20 protein-coding genes and 1 tRNA gene are annotated in these 22801 nt (G+C 53.4%); 10 read left to right on the forward strand and 11 right to left on the reverse strand.

Going from position 1 to position 22801, the window contains the following annotated elements:
- On the reverse strand, positions 1-311 hold a 311-nt coding region (locus FBQ85_08070; protein ID MDL1875114.1), incomplete at its 3' end, for a DAK2 domain-containing protein.
- A 450-nt stretch (positions 312-761) separates the two neighbouring features.
- Here FBQ85_08070 and FBQ85_08075 point away from each other — a divergent pair.
- Positions 762-1355: a porin family protein gene (locus FBQ85_08075; protein ID MDL1875115.1), complete on the forward strand. Its 594-nt coding sequence runs from the start codon at positions 762-764 to the stop codon at positions 1353-1355.
- A 294-nt stretch (positions 1356-1649) separates the two neighbouring features.
- Here FBQ85_08075 and FBQ85_08080 read toward each other — a convergent pair whose 3' ends face one another.
- The 5 genes from FBQ85_08080 to FBQ85_08100 all read right to left on the reverse strand — a co-directional run bounded on the left by FBQ85_08080 (position 1650) and on the right by FBQ85_08100 (position 6311).
- On the reverse strand, positions 1650-2738 hold the full coding sequence (locus FBQ85_08080; protein ID MDL1875116.1) for a tetratricopeptide repeat protein: 1089 nt from the start codon (positions 2736-2738) through the stop codon (positions 1650-1652).
- 80 nt (positions 2739-2818) lie between these two features.
- Positions 2819-3865, reverse strand: coding sequence for a Ku protein (locus tag FBQ85_08085; protein MDL1875117.1), 1047 nt, complete (start codon positions 3863-3865; stop codon positions 2819-2821).
- Between the two features lie 94 nt (positions 3866-3959).
- Positions 3960-5351 (reverse strand): hypothetical protein, encoded by a 1392-nt coding sequence (locus FBQ85_08090; protein MDL1875118.1) that lies wholly within the window; start codon positions 5349-5351, stop codon positions 3960-3962.
- 255 nt (positions 5352-5606) lie between these two features.
- Complete coding sequence (locus FBQ85_08095) at positions 5607-6044, reverse strand: hypothetical protein (protein MDL1875119.1); 438 nt, start codon at positions 6042-6044, stop codon at positions 5607-5609.
- 193 nt (positions 6045-6237) lie between these two features.
- Positions 6238-6311, reverse strand: a tRNA-Ala gene (locus FBQ85_08100).
- 223 nt (positions 6312-6534) lie between these two features.
- On the opposite strand from FBQ85_08100, the gene FBQ85_08105 reads away from it, so the two are divergent.
- Positions 6535-8298 carry a M28 family peptidase gene (locus FBQ85_08105; GenBank protein MDL1875120.1) on the forward strand — a complete coding sequence of 588 codons (1764 nt, stop codon included), beginning with the start codon at positions 6535-6537 and terminating at the stop codon, positions 8296-8298.
- Positions 8299-8361: 63 nt separating this feature from the next.
- On the opposite strand, the gene FBQ85_08110 is transcribed toward FBQ85_08105, so the two are convergent.
- Positions 8362-9942: a T9SS type A sorting domain-containing protein gene (locus tag FBQ85_08110; protein MDL1875121.1), complete on the reverse strand. Its 1581-nt coding sequence runs from the start codon at positions 9940-9942 to the stop codon at positions 8362-8364.
- Positions 9943-10078: 136 nt separating this feature from the next.
- On the opposite strand from FBQ85_08110, the gene FBQ85_08115 reads away from it, so the two are divergent.
- Positions 10079-10912, forward strand: coding sequence for a peptidylprolyl isomerase (locus FBQ85_08115; GenBank protein MDL1875122.1), 834 nt, complete (start codon positions 10079-10081; stop codon positions 10910-10912).
- A gap of 68 nt (positions 10913-10980) precedes the next feature.
- Here the strand turns inward: FBQ85_08115 and FBQ85_08120 are convergent, their stop codons facing one another.
- The 4 genes from FBQ85_08120 to FBQ85_08135 all read right to left on the reverse strand — a co-directional run bounded on the left by FBQ85_08120 (position 10981) and on the right by FBQ85_08135 (position 14880).
- On the reverse strand, positions 10981-11562 hold the full coding sequence (locus FBQ85_08120; GenBank protein MDL1875123.1) for a flavodoxin family protein: 582 nt from the start codon (positions 11560-11562) through the stop codon (positions 10981-10983).
- Between the two features lie 298 nt (positions 11563-11860).
- Positions 11861-13288, reverse strand: coding sequence for a hypothetical protein (locus FBQ85_08125; GenBank protein MDL1875124.1), 1428 nt, complete (start codon positions 13286-13288; stop codon positions 11861-11863).
- A gap of 201 nt (positions 13289-13489) precedes the next feature.
- Entirely contained in the window at positions 13490-13780 is a 291-nt protein-coding gene (locus tag FBQ85_08130) for a co-chaperone GroES (protein MDL1875125.1), read from the reverse strand.
- A 122-nt stretch (positions 13781-13902) separates the two neighbouring features.
- Positions 13903-14880 (reverse strand): NAD(P)H-quinone oxidoreductase, encoded by a 978-nt coding sequence (locus FBQ85_08135; protein ID MDL1875126.1) that lies wholly within the window; start codon positions 14878-14880, stop codon positions 13903-13905.
- A 162-nt stretch (positions 14881-15042) separates the two neighbouring features.
- On the opposite strand from FBQ85_08135, the gene FBQ85_08140 reads away from it, so the two are divergent.
- From FBQ85_08140 to FBQ85_08170, 7 genes are all read left to right on the forward strand, one after another.
- Positions 15043-16062, forward strand: coding sequence for a carboxypeptidase regulatory-like domain-containing protein (locus FBQ85_08140; protein ID MDL1875127.1), 1020 nt, complete (start codon positions 15043-15045; stop codon positions 16060-16062).
- 92 nt (positions 16063-16154) lie between these two features.
- Entirely contained in the window at positions 16155-17645 is a 1491-nt protein-coding gene (locus FBQ85_08145) for a GAF domain-containing protein (GenBank protein MDL1875128.1), read from the forward strand.
- A complete protein-coding gene (locus tag FBQ85_08150; protein MDL1875129.1) occupies positions 17632-19326 on the forward strand; it encodes a serine/threonine protein kinase in 1695 nt (564 codons plus the stop codon). The genes FBQ85_08145 and FBQ85_08150 overlap by 14 nt, the downstream gene beginning before the upstream one ends.
- Before the next feature lie 231 nt (positions 19327-19557).
- Positions 19558-20676 carry a hypothetical protein gene (locus FBQ85_08155; GenBank protein MDL1875130.1) on the forward strand — a complete coding sequence of 373 codons (1119 nt, stop codon included), beginning with the start codon at positions 19558-19560 and terminating at the stop codon, positions 20674-20676.
- A 108-nt stretch (positions 20677-20784) separates the two neighbouring features.
- Positions 20785-21009 carry a hypothetical protein gene (locus tag FBQ85_08160; protein ID MDL1875131.1) on the forward strand — a complete coding sequence of 75 codons (225 nt, stop codon included), beginning with the start codon at positions 20785-20787 and terminating at the stop codon, positions 21007-21009.
- Complete coding sequence (locus FBQ85_08165; GenBank protein ID MDL1875132.1) at positions 21006-21416, forward strand: type II toxin-antitoxin system VapC family toxin; 411 nt, start codon at positions 21006-21008, stop codon at positions 21414-21416. Before FBQ85_08160 ends, FBQ85_08165 begins: the two co-directional genes overlap by 4 nt.
- A gap of 188 nt (positions 21417-21604) precedes the next feature.
- Positions 21605-22801: hypothetical protein (locus tag FBQ85_08170; GenBank protein ID MDL1875133.1), on the forward strand; the 1197-nt coding region annotated here is incomplete at its 3' end.

Genomic DNA, 22801 nt, shown 5'->3' on the forward strand with positions numbered 1-22801 from the left:
CGGGTTTTACCGTTGAGCCCTTCGGACAGCCCCTGGAAAAATTGCGCGAGAATGGCGCCCGAATTTCCGCGCGCACCCATCAGCGCTGAGTCTGCCAGCGCCACGCTCACGGCGTGCACCGAGGCGTCTTTGCAATTCAATGCGCCTTCGGCCACGCTGCGCATGGTGAGCGCCATGTTGGTTCCCGTGTCTCCGTCCGGCACCGGAAAAACGTTGATATTGTTCAAGTGTTCCTGCATTTGAATCAGACGTTGCGCGCCGGCAATCACAGAATCTTTCAAACGTGGTCCATCCAGGTATGTAATCGGCATGTCGTGCGTCTCAGGTTGATGAGCCTCAGAGCCGTCTTCTTAAGCAGGCCTAGCAATGAAAACGCTTCAAATCTATATAAAATTAACGCCGCAAATGTAGGCTCATCCGCCAGAAAAGTCAAGCGAAAAGTCGCTGCCTCATGCTGGCTAAACGTTAACTTTGTGTACTTACCCTGTGGCATGATCGCAACACTGTGTTGAAATCGCCTATAGCGACATGTACAATTCACTGCTAAAACCAGCAAATCATTTCGTGATAAATTTGGTATGGCTTTTGAATGATTTTTTTCAAAATTTGAACAGGACGATTCAAATCATCGCCCGGGCGTTCCCATTTTTTATGGGTGCAGTCAAGATGAATTATCATCTGACAAATTACCCGCCGGGCGGTAATTTTTGGAGAACCGAAGAGTAACGATTGATCATCACGGAAATTGGGAGAAAATCCTCATGAACCTGAGAATGTTTTTGCGTATTATGGTCGCGGCCGCCATGCTGGCCGCGTTACCACTGACAAGCAGCGCACAGCCGTCGCGGCAGAATTCCAACCTCGGTTTGAAGCTGAATGTCGGGGTGGGCAACCAACGGCTCACGAGCAGCCAGAATCTTGAAACCGGAGACGCTGCCGCCTTGCATTTGGGGTATGGCGTTTCCCAAAATGTTACCTTGTGGCTGGGCTTGCAGGGCAGCGCGCACAAGCACAACGACAATGCGAATCTTGAGAGTAACGTGGGCGGTCTCGAGCTGAATCTGCAATATAAATTGCGGCCTTATGAAAAATTCCGGCCATACGGCAAAGTGGGGCTGGGAGGTTTTGTGCAGGAAACCGAGGCCACGCAAACCACGCTCACCGGCGGCGGTATCGTGTGGGCCGTGGGCGCAGATTACCGCTTGTTCCGATTTTTATCCATTGGCGGTGAGTTTTTCTGGAAAGATTTTGACTACGAGCGCCTGCGTCTAGGTGAGAATAACGAATTCACCGATCTCAATGACCCGATTCGCGGCAATTCCAACGGCTTCATGCTAAATATCATCATTCACTGATATTCATTTTTTGTGATTATGCTCGGTTTCAATGTAAGTTGAGCTGGCGCCTAGCAGAACTAAACGCAGGCTGAGCCTGTCGAAGCCTGAACTTCTCGCTGGCGAACTGGACGCCGGCTGAGCTTGTCGGCGGCTGAGCTTGTCGAAGCCGACGCCAAGCGCGATTTGTTCAAGTTTTCACCCGCGCTGATTCGCATACCCCATCCCAACCACAAAAAGGCCTGTTAGAGAAATTTCTCCAGCAGGCCTTTGTGTTTTTATTGCGATAAACTTCGACATCAAATAGCTTCCGGTCTATCCCACGCTTCCTTTCAAATGTTCTTTGGCAACCTTTGCCCATTCACCGGCGGGATCGATCTGCAAATACCTTTGCCATTGCGCTTGCGCTTTTTCGACAAGGCCGAGCTTTTCATAGATCACCGCCAGGTTGAAAACTGCGGGTTCGTATTCCGGAAAAATGACAAGCGCTTGTTGATAAAACTGCAAAGCTTTTTCGGATTCGCCCAACTCGTCATAAATATTCGCGAGATTGTAGCAGGCGAGATAATTGTTGCCGTCTTCTGCCAGCGCGCGCTCGAGCAGTTGCGCCGCCGCAGGCAGCTCGCGTTGGTGAAAATAGATATTCGCCAGATTGATCATGGCCTCGACGAAATGCGGATTCATGGCAAGCGCATTTTCGTAGGCATCAATGGCCTGAGAATAGGTTTCCGGATTGCCGTCATTGCGATAGCCGAGATCGTACCACTCCTCCGCGGTGCGCGGCGGTTCTTTGCTTTCGGGTTTGGGTGCGAGGGCAAGCACGGCGCCCTTGGGTTTGAATTCTTCAAACTCGAGCGCTACTTGCGCGGAAGGCGTGCGGTTTTGCAGCAAACGCTGCGCAACCGCGCGCAACGCCAGACCCTGTTCGATCAGCTCGTCGATTTGCCGAAAGGTGAGTAGGTCTTTGAACTCGTAATACTGCTGCGCGTTGGTTTTGACCGCGGGCGTGAAGAAGCCCCAATGCGCAAAATATTTGATGAGATCAGGGCGCAGGCGCGGGAAGACGCGCTGAATGCGATCCAGGGAGTAAAATTTTTTTTCGAGCGTGGTTTTGCTCTCCAGCCCGGCAGTTTCGAGAAATTCGGATTCCGGGATGATGCGAATATTGCCGCCGCCGGCGTTGATCGCCTCCGCGCGCTTGAGCTTGTTGCTCTTGACAATGTTGGCGAGATAGCCTTCTTCGCCCATCACCAACATCGTAGTCTCTTTCGTCACACGCGGCGGCGCCTGCCCGCCATGGCGCTGCACCAGTTCCTGCGCCTCTTTGCGCGAAAACGAGGCAAGCTTGCCGGTAAAAACGATAACGTGATGGGCAAAAATGTTTTGATCGTCCGGCGTAGGCATGTCCTTCTACCAGAGATGAAAAGACCACACGAAAACGGTTTTCGTGTGGTCTTTAACGAAGCGTTTGTTTGCAATGAATTCTAATTGTCCGTGCCAGTTTTGCGCCGTGTTTTCTTTGCCGTTGGCGGGGCTTTTTCCATGCCGCGCTTTACGGGCGCACCATTGCCTGAAACAGCCGTTGCATAGGTTGCCGTGGTCTCGACTTCCTTCGTCTGTGCGGCGGCTTGCAGTTGGGCCACTTTACTTTTAATCAGCGCCAGCAATTTTTCCTGATACCCGTCTTTGAAGCTTTTGTAGCGGAATTTCTTCGTGTGTTTATCGATCAAATCCGCGGCCATCTGAATCTCTTCTTTGTTCTTTTTGGTTGCGGCTTTCAGATCGTCGAGCAGGGCGACATCCCGCACCTCGCTGTCGTAACGCAGCGTCGAAACGACGATGGCGTTTTCTTTGACCCACAAAGCCACCAGATGCTGCTTGCGATTCATCACCATGTGGCCGATGCCATATTTGCCGGAGCTGCGCATGGCCTCCCGCAGATTATTGAACGCCTCGCGCGCCATAGGCCCGTCGGGCGCCATATAATACGGTGTATCGAACAGCAACGGTTCAAGCGCGGGCTGATCGACGAAAAACAAAACCTCCAGCGCGCGCTGCGCCTTGGGCGCAAGCGTTTCTAATTCCGTTTCACTGAGCGTGACAAACTTGCCGGCTTCAAATTCATAACCCTTGGTGATTTCGCCCTCCAGAATCGGGCCGTGTACCGGGCAGCGTTTTTCATATTTGATTTTGGACTGGCAGGGTGCGTGCAGCATGTTGAGCGAGATGTCATTCGATTGCGTCGCGGAATAAACCTTAATCGGAAAATCAAATAAGCTGAATTGCAGGCGACCGGTCCACAGCGCTCGCATGTTCTGTCTCCTTGGAGAAATCGTGCATTTTTTGGGAATAACTATAGCCGCAGCACGCGCCAGAAGCGTAAAAAATCTGCATTTATGGTAAATAAATACCGGCACGATGTCAAGCGGAATTTCGCCGCGGAACTTTTGGGATTCGAACGCCCGCATCCAAACGCGGGCGAGCCGCCCCAAAAAGCTTTCGGTAAGCAGATTCCGCAAATCACACGGCACCCTCTATCCGCATACTTGCAAATCCGCTTACCAAAAAGTCTTTACTTTTAAAACAAAGAATTCACTCTCGGCAAAAATAACCGTTTCTTGCTCGTCAACCGCGCAGTTCCGAATTTGTGCCAAAGTCAAACGCTTCAATTCCATCTTTGGAAATTACCGTACCGCTGCCGCCGCCGTCAGGACCAATGTGCAAATCAGCGGTGAAGAGCGGTAGTTCACCTGCCTCATAAGCTGTTTGTGAAGCATAAACTTCAAGGTGAAGATCGGCGCTGCCGTCACGATAAAAATCTCCGGAGAAGAGAATGTAATGTTGCTCTTTATCAATCGCGTTGCCGGTGAGACGATCCTTTTCCACGCCTTGCTGCCAAACCCAGTTGCCGCTTTCGCCGTTACTGTTGCTCGCCGAAATTGTCACCCGGCGCAAGCCATTTTGGCGCGATTCTGCAGCGTGAAACTCCTCTTGCAGCGAGGTACCGTTCGCATAGAAAATCTCCCGGCTGAAATCTGCCGTCGCAGACGAATCCACCGGATTCATGGCGAAATTGCCGCTTTCATGAAGTGAGCGCGGATCGGCGCCGGGCGCAAACGTCAGGAATTTGTTGAAACGCAAGCGATGCGGCTGCTCGAACGTGATGTTGGTTTGCTCGCTTGCGCCGTCGCGGAAATTGATCGCGATCAAAACTTGATCTGCTGTGAAAGTCAGGTTGGCTTGATAGCGTGTGCCATCGGCAAAGCGCACGGTTTCCGAGAGATTGCCGCTGCTGTTGGCGTGATATTCCAAATGATAAACCGCTTCAACCGAGTCTTGCTGTGCGGCAAAGACGCGGCGGCCGTCGATAATGCCGCCGTCCGGCGCGCTGCCGGGCTGATATGCGTCAGGAATCAATGTGCCGGTTTCGAATTGTAAACGATAATTCGCGCGATAATCGCGCCGCACGCTGAGCTGTTTGATGACATCGTCAGTGGTGTCTTGCAGCGTAAAATTGGTTTGCACAACAATGTCCGCTGAATCGCGCTGCACCACATCGCTTGCCGGAAAGTCACTGGCCACCACAACCAGGCGCGCGTTGCCGCTGCTGCCGTCATAATAAATGCGCGAGTGATAAATAATGCCGGTCGATGGATCTTTTTTCCACTCTTCATAAATCAACGTATCGGCGGCAACCTTGCCGAGGCGTTGCGCAAGCTGCGCCGCGTTTCGGTAAAACGGCACAAGCCGCTGGTGGAGCATGCGCCCGCTGTTGGCAATGCTGCCCACGCCGGGCAGATTGATTTTTCCATAAGCCTGCGGCCCTTCCTGCGCACGATGCAAAGTCGTCAGCGTTTGCACGCCGCGAAAAATCGCTGCGCCATTCGCGCTGGCCATTTGCGCAAATTCACGGTGCGCCGGCGGATCCGGCTCCACCGGATTCTGCGCGCATGCCGACAGCAACAACAAGCCCGCACATCCCACACCCATCAAATGCCTCGTCCATTTTGACGCCATGACAACCTCCAATTTCTGATTTGAGAAGTGAGCATACCAAAGCGTTTTGCTCGCTTCTCTCTCAAGCATTATGCCATGCAAAATGAAGCCGAATTGAATGGAGAAAAACTCTTGTTTTTATTGATGATAATGGCGGGGAGTTCGGAGCTGCGGAAGGGCAAAAAAGTGTGCATGTCAGTCCACGCTGTGGATGAACTGACATAGCTGAAAGGAAGGAATTTGGTAGAATTAATGAAACGCTACGCGCGGGTATGATTATTCTGATTTCTTTGCCGAGGAAGAATTTTCCACAGCGTTGCGCAGATCGCCAAGGAAGCGTTCCATGGCGCGCATAATCGAACTGAGCGAGTTGGAGTTCAAATCGTGCAGATAATGATTGGTATAGATGACGCGTGTGCCTGCGGGCGTTGCCGCGAGAGACCACTCACTCGTGCCCGGCAAGGGGCCGCCGGTTCTTTTATAAACCAGTCGCCCCAAGGCTTGATCGTAGGCGACGATCTCGATATTGTACTTCACTTTCTCTTCGCCCGGTCCGGCTGTCACGATATACTGCGCGCCTGCTTGCATCGCAGCCTCCTGAGGCTCGACTTCATGAAAAATCGGCGAGACTTTTGGCCACCGCGCGATGTCGAGATAAGGCCACACATCGGTGATTGGCCTTCTGATTTCGATAGTTTCCTTGAGCATCGACATGAGCAGCGTTCCTCAACCAAGGGGTTAATGCCGGGCAAAATATTTTTTTACATAAACGGGGCAATAATAAAAATATTCAAAGCGATAATCAAGCAGAAAGTCGGCTTTTAAGGCAAGATTGCAATAAATAATACGATTCTGCAATCGGCCATAAACAAAAAAGGCGCCTCATTAGCGCCTTAGAAGTTTTGTGTGGAGCTGATCGGGATCGAACCGACGACCTCTTGAATGCCATTCAAGCGCTCTCCCAAACTGAGCTACAGCCCCTAAAAAAGCGGCAGTACAATAAAGAATCCGGCTACCAAAGTCAAGGAGATTTTGGCCGTCTTTTGCCTGCCGAGCGGGCAGAAGCTGTTTTTTTGTTTATCTCATCTGAATTTAGGCTGAAGCTCCGGAGTAGTATTTTTTACGATTGCAAACGGCTTGTTAGTATTGCTTTGCATGTTCCGGCAAAAAATCCTATCATTCGCTTGCCGTCACGATTGTGTTTGTGAAAAATTATCGCCCGGGCGGCGAGTTCGCATCAGTTTTTTTGATGATCAATAGCATTCACGTTCACCATTTAAACGGAGGAGACATGCGTTCTTTTTCAATTCTGCTCGTGATGTTTTTTGCACTCGCCTTGGCGGCATGCGGCGGCCGCGGCGTTTCCGAATCCGACGCCGTCAACCTGATTACGCAGGAAGATATACTCAAAGATGTGCAGGTATTGTCCGCGGATGATATGGCCGGCCGCGCGCCCGGAACCGAAGGCGGCGAGAAAGCTGCGGCGTATATCGCCGATCGTTTCAAAGCCGTTGGCCTTGCGCCCGTCAACGGTTCTTATTTTCAGCCGGTGCGCATGGTGGGCATGAAGAAAATCGCGGAGAATTCGACGTTTTCGTTGCGTCACTCCTCGGGCGAGCTGGGTTATACTTCGGATTCGACCCTGACGTATTGGTCTTCTTCTCAAAAAGAAATCGTCGATATTCAAGACGCGCCGCTGGTGTTCGTCGGATACGGCGTCGAAGCGCCCGAGCATGCCTGGGATGATTTCAAAGGCGCTGAAGTCGCCGGAAAAGTGTTGCTGTTCCTCAACAATGATCCGCCGGTTACGGAAAACGGTGTCGAATTATTTAAAGGCCAAGCCCGCACGTATTACGGTCGTTGGACCTACAAATTCGAGCAGGCGATGAAGCACGGCGCAGCCGGAGCCATCATGATTCACACCACACCCTCTGCCAGTTACGGCTTCAACGTGGTGCAGCACAGCGGCGCGGAAGAGCATTTCGCGCTCGATTTGCCGAACAGCGGATATCAAGTCGATTTGCTGGGTTGGATCGATCAACCAACGGCGGAACGCATCGCGCAAGCGATGAACACCACGCTTGACGGCATGTTTGCCCTGGCAGCGAGTCGCGATTTTAAACCCGTTGATACCGGTTATCGTGTGACCACGCATCTCGAAACCGTGATTCGCAAGGTTGAAACCAAGAATGTGATTGCAATGATCGAAGGTAGCGATCCGGAGCTGAAAGAGCAGGTGATCGTGTTCTCCGCGCATTATGATCACCTGGGCGTGAATGAAGATTTGCCGGGGGAGGACAAAATCTACAACGGCGCGTGGGATAATGCCCTGGGCACCTCGTGCCTGATCACGCTCGGGCGCGCCATGGCCTCGCTGCAAGAACGCCCGAAACGCTCGGTGTTGTTTCTGGCATGCGCCGCGGAAGAAAGCGGTTTGTTGGGCAGTCAGTGGTTCGTGGTGAATCCGCCGTTTGCGCTCAATCGCATGGTTGCGAATTTCAATGTGGATATGCCGCAGATCTTCGGCCTTACGTCCGACATTGCCGCGATTGGGGTTGATATGAGCACGCTTGGCGAGGATTTGAAAGCCGTGGCGCAGCAATACACTATCAGCAGCGCGGATGCGCAGGCGGGGGCGATGGAAGTGGTGGGCGATCCCAATCCCAATGCCGGCAGCTTTTATCGCTCGGATCAAGTCAATTTTGCCAAGGCCGGCATTCCGGCGCTGTATCTCAATCCCGGCAAGCAATATCTGCAGCCGCCGAAGGTTGACATCGATGAATATCATGCCTCACACTATCATCAAGTTATTGATGAGATCAATGAGGCGTGGGATCTTTCCGGTTGTGAGCGCGATATGCGGGTTTTCTTTCAGACGGCGTTAAGAGTCGCGAATGCATCGGAAATGCCGCGCTGGATTCCGGGGAATGAATTTGAAGAAGAGTGGAAGGAACTGCACGGAAAGTGAGGTTTGATGCTGGTTACTGGTTACTGGTTGCTCGTTGCTTGAGACAGCGACCAGCAACCAGAATCATTTTACCAGCAAAAGCTTGATTTGCTGTGTTTGCTTTGACGTGGTTAGGCGCACGAAATAAAGGCCGGCGGCTTGCTGCCGGCCTTCTTCATTTCTGCCTTCCCAAAATACTTCATGCTGCCCAGCAGGCATGAAACGATTCTGCAAAAGGCGTACGCGCTGGCCGAGGGTGTTGTAAATGGCCAGTTCTGCCGTCTCCGGGCTTGGCAAATTCACGATGATTTTTGCGGGCGCGCCTGTCGCTGATGTTGAAAATGGATTGGGGTAACTTTGCAGCATTTGAAATGATAAGGGTTGTGGCCCGGAGTGTTCGTGTACGCCGGTGACGGCATCCCTGATAATCTGCGCCACGGAATCGCGAATGGACTGTTTTTTGGTAAAGAGAATATCGCCCGGGCAGGCGGTGGCGCGCACTTCGCGATGTCCGTAAATATTGTCGCGCACCGCGCCGTAAGCCGCATACAAACTCGCGGCCTTCGGATCGATGTTGCGCTCATCGCATTTCCATGCCATCAAAAGCTGCAGCGCATGCAGCATCTCGGGCGTGGGTTGCTGATTATACGGCGCATGGAAATAGCCCAGCGTTGACACGCCCATGCTGCCGGCATTGAAGCCGTCGTGCGCGCCGTGCACATCATTGGCATCGTTATCGTCTTCACGCGCTTGAAAAATGTGGCCGTGTTTGCAAATGGCATAGTTGTATCCGATGTCGATCCAACCGTTGCTGTCCATGTGATAAGCCTGAATGGCGCGCACGCGCGCGGCGCAATCATTCAAATTGCCGACATTGAAATCCGCCACGCCGGCGGTATGATGAAAGCCAATATGATTTGCACGCGTGTAAAGATAGCCACTGCTGGGTGAACGCGCGCCCCACTCTGCGCGTTTATAGATTTTCGGTTTGGGTACTGCCGCGGTGTGCGCGTTTTGTTCGTGCTTATCCGGTGCGTGTCCGGCCGGTTCGAGGCTCGGCCCCTCCATCGAATTGATGAGTTGCAGCGCCATGCGCCTCAAGCGAGGCGAGCCTTGCGGCCCGGCGATAAAATCAAAACGGTATTGCACGAAGCGGCTTTCAGGATGGACAAAAACCAGCGCGCCGGTTTGATCGCCGGCGAAGGGATTCGGCTCTCCCGCTTCCGTTCGTTCGTCAATCGGCCCTTCTTCCTGCGGCACAAAAATCCAATCGCCCCAATGCTCGCCCTCAATACTCACCCGCACATAAAGCTTCAAATCGGCGTCTTCCGGCAACTGCGCGTGCCAATGCGGACCAATGGCGTTGAATGAAAAATCATTCGCAACAATCGGCGACACATAACTCGAGGTTGCAGCCATTGGCGCGAGCGTCAGCGTTTCCTGCTGCACGCGCAAGCCGGATTGCAGTGCGCCCTGCGGAAAATGCTCGGCGGTATGAACGCGTTGCACGGATTTTGTTTCGCTCGCATGCGTTATGTGACTACCGGCAGTGAGCAAAACAGCGACGGACCAGCACCACAACTGCGGCAGCCTTTGCACTAGCATCATCTCCTCCGAAACACGTCTCTTCGCGTTTTTGTGAAAATTGTCGGGCAATATCGCCATTCTCACGGGGAAAGGCAAGCGCGGAATGGCGGGGATTCAAAAAAAGTAAAGCTTGCGGCGCAACCGGCGGATGCGTATTTTCCCAGCCATTTTGATCTAACCTTTTCATAACTCATTTCACGTGCGGAGAAATTAGATGATCTATTTCAGTTTGTTGCTGTTATTCGCGGTGGCTACCGTGGGATGCGGCCAGCCGGTCAAATATGACCAGCCGCTGAGCGATGAAAAAAATCCAGTAGCGTTGCTGCAAACCTCAGCGGGCGACATTTACCTGGAATTGTTTGAAAAAGATGCGCCGGAAACCGTTGCCAACTTTCTCAACCTGGCTGAGGGCAAGAAGGAATTCAAAGATCCCAAAACCGGTGAGATGGTGAAGCGGCCGTTTTATGACGGTTTGAAATTTCACCGCGTGATCAAAGACTTCATGCTGCAGGGTGGTTGCCCGTTGGGCACCGGAAGCGGCGATCCGGGCTACAAGTTCAAAGACGAAATCAATGCCGCGGCTCTGGGTTTGGATAAAATCAAGTTGCCCGAGGTGCAGTTCTCCTTGCAGAACGAGGTGCAGCGCTATCAAATGCAAATCGGCCAAAAGCTCGGCATCTATTCGCAAGCCGACGTGGAGGCGAAACGGGATCAAATTCAACAGGAGATGGATCGCCTCAGTCAAATGACGCTGCAGGAACTCTACGAAGCCTCAGGCTATCAATACGATTCCACCTTGCAATCGCACAAGGCGGTGCGCGGCGCGCTGGCGATGGCCAACGCCGGGCCGAATACCAATGGCTCACAATTTTTTATCAATCAGATTGACACGCCCTGGCTGGATGGCAAACACACGGTTTTCGGCCGCGTGGTGAAGGGCCTGGAGGTGGTGGATAAAATCTGCAATGCGCCGGTAAATGCGCAATCACAGCCGGATCCGGAAATCAAAATTGTGAAGGTTGAAGTGATTCAGCGCGGGTCGCATTAAAATTAAAATTGATGATCCTATCAGGCCTTTGCCACGCGAAGCCAACATTGAAAGGTGAAGGCCTGATTTCATTTTGTTGATAATCGTTTTGCCAACTCTGCCACGCGTTTGCCCAGCGCCTCGCCTTTTGCCAGAAATGGGGTTGCCACCTCTCCTGTTTGAGTTTTAAACGGCTCTTCTTCTACAATCCCGGAGGCGCCGAATGCCGAGCGCCAATCCGGCCCGCCCACGACGATCATACCGAAAATCAACATCGAATGCAAAATATTCATTTGCACGAGTTCTTCTCCTGCTGACATGCCGCCGGCGGTCACAAAGGCTGCGCCGATTTTATCGCGCAACGGCTCGCCTTCAAACGGCCAGCGATTGATAAACTGCTGCAGAGCGGGCGTCACGTTGGCGTTGTGCACCGGGCTTCCGAGAATGATGGCATCTGCGGCCAGCACGTTTTCATTCGTCGCTTCGGCAACCGGCAGCAGAGTCACCTTCACGCCGCTTACCGAACGTGCGCCTCTGGCGACGGCCTCGGCCATCGTTTGTGTATGCCCGGCTTCAGAGTGATAGACGATGAGAACGTGCACACTGTCACGGCAGTGGGCGCTGCTTAGCAAAAGCGCTGTGAGCCAAGCGACACAAATTGTAGATCGCATAGAATGAATTCTCCAAGAGTTCAATTCGGAACTTCGTGCACTGTTTCCTTGAAAAGTCTATCCCTATTTTGCCCTGTCATCCTGGCAAGGAGATTGTGAAGTTCTTGGCCCATTGCCGAGTATTTCACAAGATTCGCTTGATAACAGTTCGAGAGAAAGATTACTGCAACGGGCGCTGGACTGATTCAAGGAAGATGACGGCTTTTGCAAAACCCGGCTGTCGATGTGATGAAAAAATCGGCCAATTCCAGCAGAAAAGGCTTTTGCAAGCGAATCCGTAGGTCTAAATTTTTAGATCTTATCCAATCCTCAAATAACTGCGAAACACGGGATGCACCACAAAAGCCTCGGCCAGCGCGATGTTATAATCCGGGTCTTGTGCGCTTTGCCAATGCTTGCCCTGGCTGGTGGATTTCAAGAAGCCGATGTTGTATAACACTTGAATCAATTCATCTGCGTGCCGGAGGTTTTCGAGCCATTCCTGCCGGGCTACGCTGCGCGGATCGGTGAGCGCGTCTTCCAACAGGGTGCGCAGCCGCGGCGGCGTGAAGCGGGCAGAACCGCCCAGGAAACGCTGCAACACGTTTTCCTTCAAGCCGGGCAGCGCGAAAAGAAATTCGTTGCACAGATCGTCGATTTTCCAGCGAGAATATTCGCGCTCGGAGTCCTGAATGTCTTCCATCGTGATTTTGGGATGGCCGCGCTGTTGCGCTTTCTCCGCAGCGAGACGGCAAAATTGCAGAACTTCGCGCGGCCGCAACAAGCTGCGATCGATGATGTAATGCGGAATGTTCGTGCGATCGTCATCGCCGTCAAACACAACATTCCACACGTGCAAGTCCGTCATCGGCTTTTTGATTTTCAAATTGACGCGCAAGCGTTGCGCCACCAATTCGATGATTTCTTTGCGACCCCAGTAAATGTGTTCTTGAAACTGCCGGTATTTGTCCACGTGTTGAAACTGGCGCGTGACGTTGTCATACATGTCCGCGCGAAAGAATACGATCAACCGCACCGGAATGTTGGGCTGGCAAATCTCATACACGGCAAGCAGCAAGCCGCGCACGAAAGCATTCGCCTCCGCCGAGTTGTCCCATCCTTCATCAAGATTGTCGATCAAAATATAAACGCCTTGCGGCAAATGGCGCGCAATGAAGCTTGCCAACGGCACGCGCAAATTTTCCAGCTCCGTTTCCACGGCAATCGGATCGAATGCGCGGCCGGGACGGCGCACGCTCAACGGGCCGATGCCAAGCTCGAGCTGTTCCAGAAACAGGGAGGTGGTTTTGAGCAATCGCGCAAACGCATTTGGTTCACTATAGTTGTAGTGCTTGTTGACGAATGCAGCGATTTTGGCAAATTCCGAATCGTGTTCGCGTTTGCTCTGGCGCACCAGGGCGTAGGCGGTTTCACACAGCAAGCCGTAATACCAAACGCGTTGCAGCACCGCATCCGACTCATTGCCCCAGCGTGAAAGATCGCTGAGACCGAGCTTGAGCGCGGTGAATTGGATGCGTTGCGGCGCCAATGGGATACACAACGCGCCGGCTTTGGGCAATTGTTTTTGCAACTGCTGGCAAATCGCGCTTTTGCCCGCGCCTTTGCGGCCGATGATGAAACGCTTTTCACCGGAGAGCGCCATGCGATACGCCGGCGTTTCGATGAAATACTCGGATAGGTGGGCGTCGTTTTCCGCCACATCGTCGCCAAAGAGTCTGCGAAGCATGAAATGTTCCTTCAAAAATCTTCAGCGTACCGTTAGCTGTGTGCCCCGAGGTTTGCCGCTGCGCATGAATTCAGTGGGGGGATTTGACGGGCGGAAAAGTAAACAGAAGAGGAGGAAATGTCAAGACGCGGAAAGGGACATGAAGCATTAGTGGATTGATGGACTATTACTCCGATAATCCATCAATCCAGGCCTTGCCTTTCACAACACGGCAAGAATATCGTCTTCGGAGAGAATCAAGAATTTCTGGCCCTCATACTCAAACTCGTCGCCCGCCCATTTCGAGAACACGATTTTGTCGCCGGCCTTGACGTTCATCTCCTGCCGGTTGCCGTCTTTCTTGATTTTGCCTTTACCGACGGCCAGAATTTCGCCCTTCATCGGCTTTTCCGAAGCCGTGTCCGGGATAATAATGCTGCCATATTTTTTTGCGTCATCTTCCAGGCGCTTGACCATCACCCGGTCGTGCAAGGGTCTGATGTTGAATGCCATATGTGTGTCTCCTTAAGCTGAGGTGATATTATGGAATGTCATAGAATGCAAAATTAACCCGCAAAATGTTTTTTGTATTTTGCGATCCAGCAATTGTGAAGCGTTTGCCGTTGCGTTGCTGTTCAAACGACGCGCAAGACAACCTTCCCGATATTGCGATTTGCCGCGACATGCGCATGCGCCTGCCCCGCTTCCGCCAGCGGAAAGATGTTGTCGATCACCACTTGAAACAAGCCGTTGCGCAGCAGCGGCAGCACTTTCCGGCGAATGTGCCTGGTGAGCGCGATTTTTTCATCCAGCGGCCGCGAGCGCAACACCGATCCGACTACCTGCAAGCGTTGCCGCAACACCAACGCCAGATCGATCTCAGCCGTGGCGCCGCCCATCAAGCCAATCAGCACCAGCCGGCCTTTGCGTTTCAACAAGGAAAGATTTTGGGCAAGATAGGAAGCGCCGATGCAATCGAGAATCACGTCGACGCCCAGGCCGTTGGTGATCTTGCGCACCCGTTCGACAAAGTCATCGCTTTTATAATTGATGGCGTGATTCGCGCCCAGCTCGAGGCAGCGGCTGAGTTTTTCTTCGGAGCCGGCGGTGACAATGACGAGTGCGCCGGCATAGCGCGCCAATTGAATCGCGGCCGTGCCCACACCGCTGGCGCCCGCATGAATCAAAACAATTTCCTTGGCGCGCAAACGCGCCTCTCCGAACAAATTTGCATAAGCGGTATAAAAGGCCTCGGGCAGCGCGGCCGCTTGCTCGAAAGTTATGTTTGCGGGAATCGGCAATAACATGTCGCAATGGCAATTCACCAACTCGGCGTAGCCCCCGCCGGCAAGCAGGCAGCAGACGCGGTCTCCGGCCTGCCAACCCGCAACGTTTTTGCCGACAGCAATAATTTCACCCGCTGCTTCCAGGCCCAGGATCTCCGAGGCGCCGGGCGGAGGCGGATAATGCCCGCGGCGTTGCAGCAGATCCGCGCGATTCACCGCCGTCGCATGAATCTTGATGAGAACGTCATCGCGATCATACTTCGGGGCCGGGCATTCTGCCAAATACAGGCTGCGGTTTTCATCATTTTTGATATGTATGGCTAACACAACGCGCTTCCCGGAGTTGGGGTTTCGAGGAGGTATTTTGATTGCAATGGCCTAATCTAATAGGCCTATTAAATAATTGCAAATTTTATTTCTGTGACAAACTTGTTTCATCCCCAAATCTGCCTGCCTGATGGTATATCTCCAGGTTAAGCGGGAGAACGTATGAAGTTAGCAGAAGGACCTGTCACGAACTTTCCTGTCATGATGAAATTCACGCTTTCGTTGTGCGCCGCAATGTTGCTCAGCGCCTGTTTCGGCGAGGTGCCGCATGAAAATCCTCTTGATCCGGGCTCCGCACTTTTTGTTAAAACCGGCGTGGTTCGAGGGCAAGTTACAACATACTATCAGCCTTTCCTTGCGATCAGCGGGGTGGCCATCGAATTGGCGCCGCAAAACTTGAGCACGGTCACCGATGGCGACGGCTTATTCAGCTTTCGCGACGTGCCGGTCGGCGATTACTGGGTTTTCGCGCGCGATCCGCGTTATGTGCCGGACTCTGTGCGCATTGCGGTGCAACAAGAGGAGCCGCAGCGGCTGATGTTCAAACTCGACGCCTTGCCGCAAATCCACAGCTTTAGCGGACAAACCTTCCATCTGAACAATTTGCCGCCCGAGGAGGATATTTTCTATGCGCAGTTCGAGACGCAGGTTTCGGATCCCGATGGTTTGGCGGATATTGCTTCGGTGATGATTGAAGTGCCGGCATTTGGGCTGCAAGATACCATGCAAGCCACCTCCTCCGCCGGTGTGTACGAGTTCAGATTGTTCGGTTCGGAATTGCCGCACGGCAAACTGCACGCGGCCATCGGCTATCCGATTCGCATCAAAGTCCGTGACCGGCTCGATCACATGCCCACCCCAAAAGAGTTGATTTTGTTTCGCATCATCGATCAATCACCGCAAACCGCCGCGCCGCGAGATTTGCAAACGACGAATGCCCGCCCGCAATTACGCTGGCAAAAAATGAATCTTCCGTTTCCGTTTACCTACCGCGCGCGGGTGACGCGCGTGATCGGCGGCATCAATACGTTGGCCTGGGAAAGCCCGAATTTAAGCGAGCAGGATACGACGTTTACGGTGGATCGCACGCTGGCCAGCGGCGAATATCGCTGGTCGGTTTCGGTGATTGATGAATTCGGCAACACCAGCGCCTCCCAGCCCGCCGCTTTTCGGGTGGAATGAGCCGTTGTTGCCGCCGTGCTTCCCGCGGCTTTGGCCGTTTCACAACTCAAAACTTTTGCAGTTGAATTTGGTGGTTGACGTCGAAACACCCTATGACAAATTTTTCTGAGCGCAATCTCGGCGATGTGCTGTCCGCGCTCTCGCGCATCAGCGCGATTATCAATACCATGCGCGAACTCGATCCCTTGCTCGAAAAGATCATGGATATCGCCGTGGAAACCGTGGGGGCGGAGCGCGGATTCATTTTGTTGAACAATGAAACCGGCGAGCTGGCGGCGCGCACGGCGCGCAATATTTCCGCGCAAAACATTCAAGACATCACCGACATTTCCAACAGCGTCGTGCGCGATGTCTTGCAGCGCGGCGAGGCCGTGATCAGCTACGACGCGCAGGCGGACGAGCAATGGCGCAATTCCGAGAGCATCATTCTCAATCGCATTCAATCCGTGGCCTGCGTGCCGCTCGCCATCAAGCAAAAGCCCATCGGCGTGATTTATCTCGATAGCATTCAACAGCGCAGCGGCTTCACGGAAACCAGCGTGCCGTTTCTCAATGCCTTTGCCAATCAAGCGGCCATCGCCATTGAAAACGCGCAATTGTACGAAGCGCTGCGCGAGGAGAATCGCCATTTGCGCAAGCAGGCGCGCGAGAGCAGCGCGTTCGAGGGCATCATCGGGCAGAGTCCCAAAATGAAGCACGTGTTCGACATGATGAACAGCGTGCTCGATTCCGACGCGACGGTGTTGATTCAAGGCGAAAGCGGCACCGGCAAGGAGCTGGTGGCGCGCGCGCTGCATTACAACGGCAGCCGGCGCGACAAACCCTTCATCGCGCTGTTCTGCGGCTCGCTGCCGGAAACCCTGCTCGAAAGCGAATTGTTCGGTCACAAGAAAGGCGCCTTCACCGGCGCCATCGCCGACAAGAAAGGCTTGTTCGAATCCGCGCACGGCGGCACATTTTTCCTCGATGAAATCGGTGATCTCTCGCCCAACATTCAAACCCAGCTTCTACGCGTGTTGCAAGAAGGCGAGATCAAGCGCGTGGGCGAAAATCAAGTGCGTAAAGTCGATGTGCGCATCATCGCGGCGACCAATAAGAATCTCGCGGAAGCCGTGAAGAAAAGCGAGTTTCGCGAGGATCTTTATTATCGTTTGAATGTCATCAATCTTTTTATGCCGCCGCTGCGCCAGCGCGCGAAGGATGTTCCGTTGCTCGCCCATCATTTTCTGCGCAAATATGCCGTAAAAAACCGCAAAGAAATCGCGGGCTTCACGCCGGAAGCGCTCGATTTGTTGACGGGATATTCCTGGCCCGGCAACGTGCGCGAGCTGGAGAATACCGTTGAACGCGCGGTGGTGCTGGCGAAGGGAACGTATCTCTCCACCGAAGATCTCCGTTTGCAGGAAGCCGCACGCGAGTTATTCTTGCCGCAAGGCATGACCCTGGAGGAAATGGAGCGCCGGCTGGTCGAAAAAACCTTGGATGAGGTGGACAACAACATTACACACGCCGCTGACCGGCTGGGCGTGTCGCGGCGCTGGATTCATTACAAGATGAAGCAGTGGCAAAATGGTCGCAATTGAAGGATATGAAATTTTCGCCGAGCTGCAACGCAGCCCGTGGGTGAAGGTATTCAAAGCGTTCGATCAGCAGCGCCAGCAAATGGTTATCGTCAAGGCGTTGATGGACGAGGCGGCGCCCACCCGCGTGCGCGAACAATTGCTGGCCGAAAGCAGTTTGAGCCAACGCTTGTCGCATCCCAACCTCCGCCGTGTTTATGAAGCCGGCATGCGCGACGGCCGGCCTTATCTTATTCTCGAGTATGTTGAAGGCGGCGCGCTCGCCGAGGTGATCGGCCCCTCCGGGCGGGGCGGCTTGCCTTTCGAAATGTGCGTGTGGATCACCAAAGAAGTCGCGCGCGCATTGCAGGCTCTGCACGATCAGGGCATTTTGCATCGCGACATCAAACCAGGAAATATTTTTTGGTCGGTGGCAGGCGAGATCAAACTCGGCGATTTGGGCCTGGCCGTGGAGCTTGACGATGCGCAGCAGAATCTTGCCGGCACGATCATGTACTTTCCGCCGGAAATCATTCTCGGCCAAACCGCCACCGAAGCCAGCGATTTGTTTTCGCTGGGCGCGGTGTTGTATGAAATGCTCACCGGCGAGCCGCCGTTTATAGACCATACGACTTCAGCGATGTTGCATCGCATCGCCAACTTCGAGCCGACGCCGGTGGAAAAACTGCGGCCGCAGATTCCCCCGGAATTGGCGGCGCTTTCGCGCCAGTTGCTGGCAAAAGAGCCGGAGCAGCGCCTGGCGCGCGCAGACGAATTGCTGGAGAGGCTCGATCATTTTGAACGCCAATACGAGCTTCGAATGACGGCGCAGCGCGCGGCGTCATTTTTTGCGCAGCCCGAAGCGTATCAAGCCGTGAAGTTTGAATCGCCGTCTGCCGCCCCTCCGCCTGTCGTTGCTGCGCCTCCTGCCGCGCTGAAAAAGCCAATCAAGCTGCACCGCCGGTTTTCTCGTTTCGCCCCGGCTTCCGCGGTGATTTTTGCAGTGATCAGCATCATTTTGCTGAACATTCAGTTCGATCACGCTGCCTCCTCGCCGGAGGTAACACCGGTATCCGAAGAACCACCGCAGATCGTTGAGGTTGAACAGCCGGCTTTCGATCTCTCGCAAACTCCCGCCGCAAAAACGCAAGTAGAACCGATAAAATCTCTTCAAGCAAACGTATCGATGTCGCCCGCGGATTCATCCGCGGCAACGGGCGACGCCATAAGCCAAGAAGAGATTGTGCCAGTCGGGGATTTTGAGTCAAGCCGGATTGAGGCGAATCGCAGTATTTTAATTGTGAGTGAACCGCGTGCGAATGTGTTTGTCGAGCAGGATTCACTCGGGGCGACTCCCTTGCTGTGGCAGCCGGCCTCCTCGCTGCACGTTTCCGAGTTGAATTTCAGCGTTCCGAATTTTCCGCCGGTGCGCCGCTCGGTGGTCACGGCCGCGCTTGAATCCGATACGTTGTTTGTCAATTTGTATGATGAAATCGGTTTCCTCGAAATTACCGTCAATCCCTGGGGAGAAATTTGGATCAACGGCAAAGCGTTCGACACGACGCCGCTGGCCGCACCCATCGCGCTGGCGCCCGGCTTGCATGAAGTGAGTGTGCGGCATCCTCGTTTGGGCATACAGACTCAGCGTGTCGTGGTCGCAAAAGGCGATACGCTGCAAAAGTTCTTCGATTTGTTCCTCCCTTAAAATTAATTCTGCCTCAGTCGCATGAGGCCTGCTGATGCTTTTCCCGCCGGCCGAATGGCCTCGTTTTGCATTTCACTCAGGAAGAAAACCTTGACTTTGCAGGCTGATCTGCTTAGGTTTCTTCGCATCAAGCAACGCGCGAAGCTGGCGCAATGATTTTTGATTTTAGAAAAACGGCCGGCCCGCGCCGAATCTCGCCCCGCGCGATCCATCACTTCCCAAAAACCACGCATGCTCGAACAATCTCAACGCGCCTTTCGGAATTTCTATAATCTCTTTGCCAGCGGCATGAGCACAGCCGAAATCGAGCGGCTGATCAAGGTTGATACGCGCGGCATGTATGAGTTTTATGTGCGCGATATGCCGAAATCTGCCCACGCCAAGAATCCCTGGAAACGCGCTTTTCTTTTTTGCAAAAATCTCTTTCTTGCGTTTTTGTTGAAATTAACCCCGGCGCGGCGCTTGCTTTATGCCCTGGCAGGCGTTCTCATCATTGCCGGCCTTTGGAATCGCGATTTGATGTTGCTGTTCGATGCTTTTTTGATCATGAATTTTTTGCTGGCGCTGGAATTGGCGGACAAACTGATTACGAAGGACGAGCTTGCCATCGCGCGCGAGATTCAGTTGAGCCTACTGCCGAATCATGGTTTGCAAGCAGCCGGGTTTGAAGTGGCCGGCTTCAGCGATGCCGCGCGCAGCGTGGGCGGCGACTATTATGATTTCATCCCGCTGGCAGACGGCAGTTGTTTGATCGTCATCGGCGATGTTTCCGGCAAGGGCATTTCTGCCGCGCTTTACATGGCAAAAGTGCAAACCCTGCTGCAAACATTTGCGCGGCAAACCGGCGACCCGCGCGCCCTGCTGAGTCTGTTGAATGAGCATTTGCTGCGCGAGTTGAAGCGCAATTATTTCCTCACGCTGGCCATCGTGCGCCTCGAAGCGAATGGCGGCGCGCAACTTTGCCGCGCCGGCCATACGCCGGTATTATTGTTCGAACGGCAGCGCCGGGAATACTTCTGGATCAAACCCCAAGGCCTTGCGATTGGATTAGCCGCCAACGCGCATGAATCGCCCGAGGCGCAAAACGGCATGTTTCTCGAACATCTCGAAGTGGTGGAGCGCACGTTGCAGGCCGGCGATATCATGCTGTTGTTCACGGATGGCGTGAGCGAGACCTTTAATCTCGCGCAACAAGAGTTTGGTGAGGAGCGGCTGCAACGAATTTTGGCGCGCCATCATCAAGAAGCGCCGGAGGCCATCAAGACGGCGTTGTTGCGCGAGCTGGCCGGCTTTCGCCGCGGCGCGGAATTGCGTGACGATACAACGTTCGTGATCATCAAACGGAAATGAGACCGAGCGATTTCTCGCGAAGCGGCGCGAGTTTTGGGCTTTGCTTTTTGTACAGCCGGGTGGTATATTCGCAAGGGTTAATTGGACGAAATTTCCACGGAGCAATCTATGAAAGTTAAAGTGACTAAAGAAGGCGTTATGATACCGCGAGAGTTTCTCGTTGGATTCGATGAATTTGATGAAGCTGATGTGATCCGCGAAAACGGAAGGATCGTCGTGATTCCCAAAGTCAAAAGCGACCCGATCTTTGAGTTTGGCAAACATCCGGTCCGCAGCGGTATTCGTGATGCGTCCGTCAACCTCGATCACTATCTTTATGGAAAGCGCGCATGACCCGGTTTTTTGTCGATTCCGGATATCTCATTGCTTTGGAAGATGAAGATGATCAGAATCATGAAGCGGCGCTTCTACATTGGGAACAGGAAGTTTCATCTTCGCCTCCTTCCTGGATCACCACTTCCTATGTACTTGATGAGGTGGTGACATATTTTAACGCCTGCAATCTGCATGCAAAAGCGGTTGAAATTGGCCAGCGGCTCATGAGCAGTCCTTCGATTCAATTTGTTCACGTTGATGAATCCTTATTCCAAGAAGCGTGGTCTTACTTCCAACGCCACAATGACAAAAGATATTCGCTCACAGATTGTGTTTCATTTGTCTTGATGACAAAGATGGGAATAAAAAGCGCGCTAACGTTTGACAAGCATTTCACGCAGGCCGGGTTTCAGAAATTACCATAATAGCAACTGCACTACGTGCTTCATCCCCTTGATTTGGGATTTTTTTCAGATGGCAATAGAAATACAAGAACAAGTTTTTACGTTAAAAGTTTTGGGTATTGTTAGAAAAAGGTCACACAAGAACTCGTTTGCGTGATGCTTATTCCAAAATTCAGAGCTAAGAAATTATTCTCAACCCGGTAACGAGAATGCAAGCCCTCTGGCATTCCATCCGAACGAATCTCCCACTTTCCTTTCGCCCCAACATGATTGCCGCGTTGCCGGCCGCGGTTCTGACCACGGTGCTGAGCGCGTGGACGGTTGATGGCAGCGGCAATTATGGCGGCTATTTTATCATTGCGCTGCTGCACTTCGTCTGCGCCTATGTTCTGCTCGAGCTGCTGTGGTTGCCGCTGACGTGGTGCCGCAAACAATTGATCTATCCCCGCTATGCCTTGACGCTGGCTCTCATGCTGACGTTGTTGTTGACCGCCGCGTTGTGCGCAATTTTTCCCTATGAACTTTTTCTAAAGTTTTTAGCGGCAAAAACCAGTTCGTTTGTGCTCATGACCGGAGTATTTCTTTTTCATGCCGCGGGCGTGTTCATCTTTCTGCGCAATTTGCGTAATTTGCGCCTGGATCTTGCCGCGGTAGTCAAAGGCCATCAACCCCGGCGTTTGGTCAAACGCGCGCTGCGGCAAATGCAACGCCTGCCGCAGCAACGCCGCGCGCGGGCGGAAATGCCGCTGCGTGCTCACTTGCTGCTGCCCCGCGTGTTATTGGGCGCGGTGAGTTTCTTCATCGGGCTTTATGTCGTGATGCTGTTCGAATGGTGGGCCGTCAATCTCACGTTCTCCGTGGGCGCAGCCTTGCAGGCCGGCGATTCCGGCTTTGTTGAAATCGTGGGCAATCGTCTCCAGTTGGAAGAGAATAATCTGTTGCGTTTGCCGAGGCTGTTTCAGCCCTACGAAACCTTCTCCGTTCCTTCGCCCGAATCGGAAAGCGATGTTCAGCGCTTGATCGGCGAGCGCTTGCCGTTGCTCAGTCTCACGCTGTGCGGAACTTTCTTACTCTTTCTTTGCGGCATCATGCCGTTGCGCTTGATGAGCCTGATTTTGCCTCCGGTTTGGCATAACGACGAGTTATACCGCAAGCGTTTGTTGAGCGCGCCGACGTATGCCGGCCAATTCTATCTTGCCGTGCTCGCACAGAATCCCATGTTCACTATTGCCAGCTTGTTGGTGTGGATTTTTTTGATCGCCATGCCGCTGCTCGTCGATGTCGTCGGCAAGCCGATGCTGCTGCAGGCCATGGTGGGCGCAGATCAAATATTGTTTGCGTTTACTCTGCTGGCGGCATGGGTCAGCCCGCTGGTTTATGCCGGCGTCGCCGCCTCCAAGCGGCGC

The sequence above is a fragment of the Cytophagia bacterium CHB2 genome (genome assembly GCA_030263535.1).
Lineage (GTDB): Bacteria > Zhuqueibacterota > Zhuqueibacteria > Zhuqueibacterales > Zhuqueibacteraceae > Coneutiohabitans.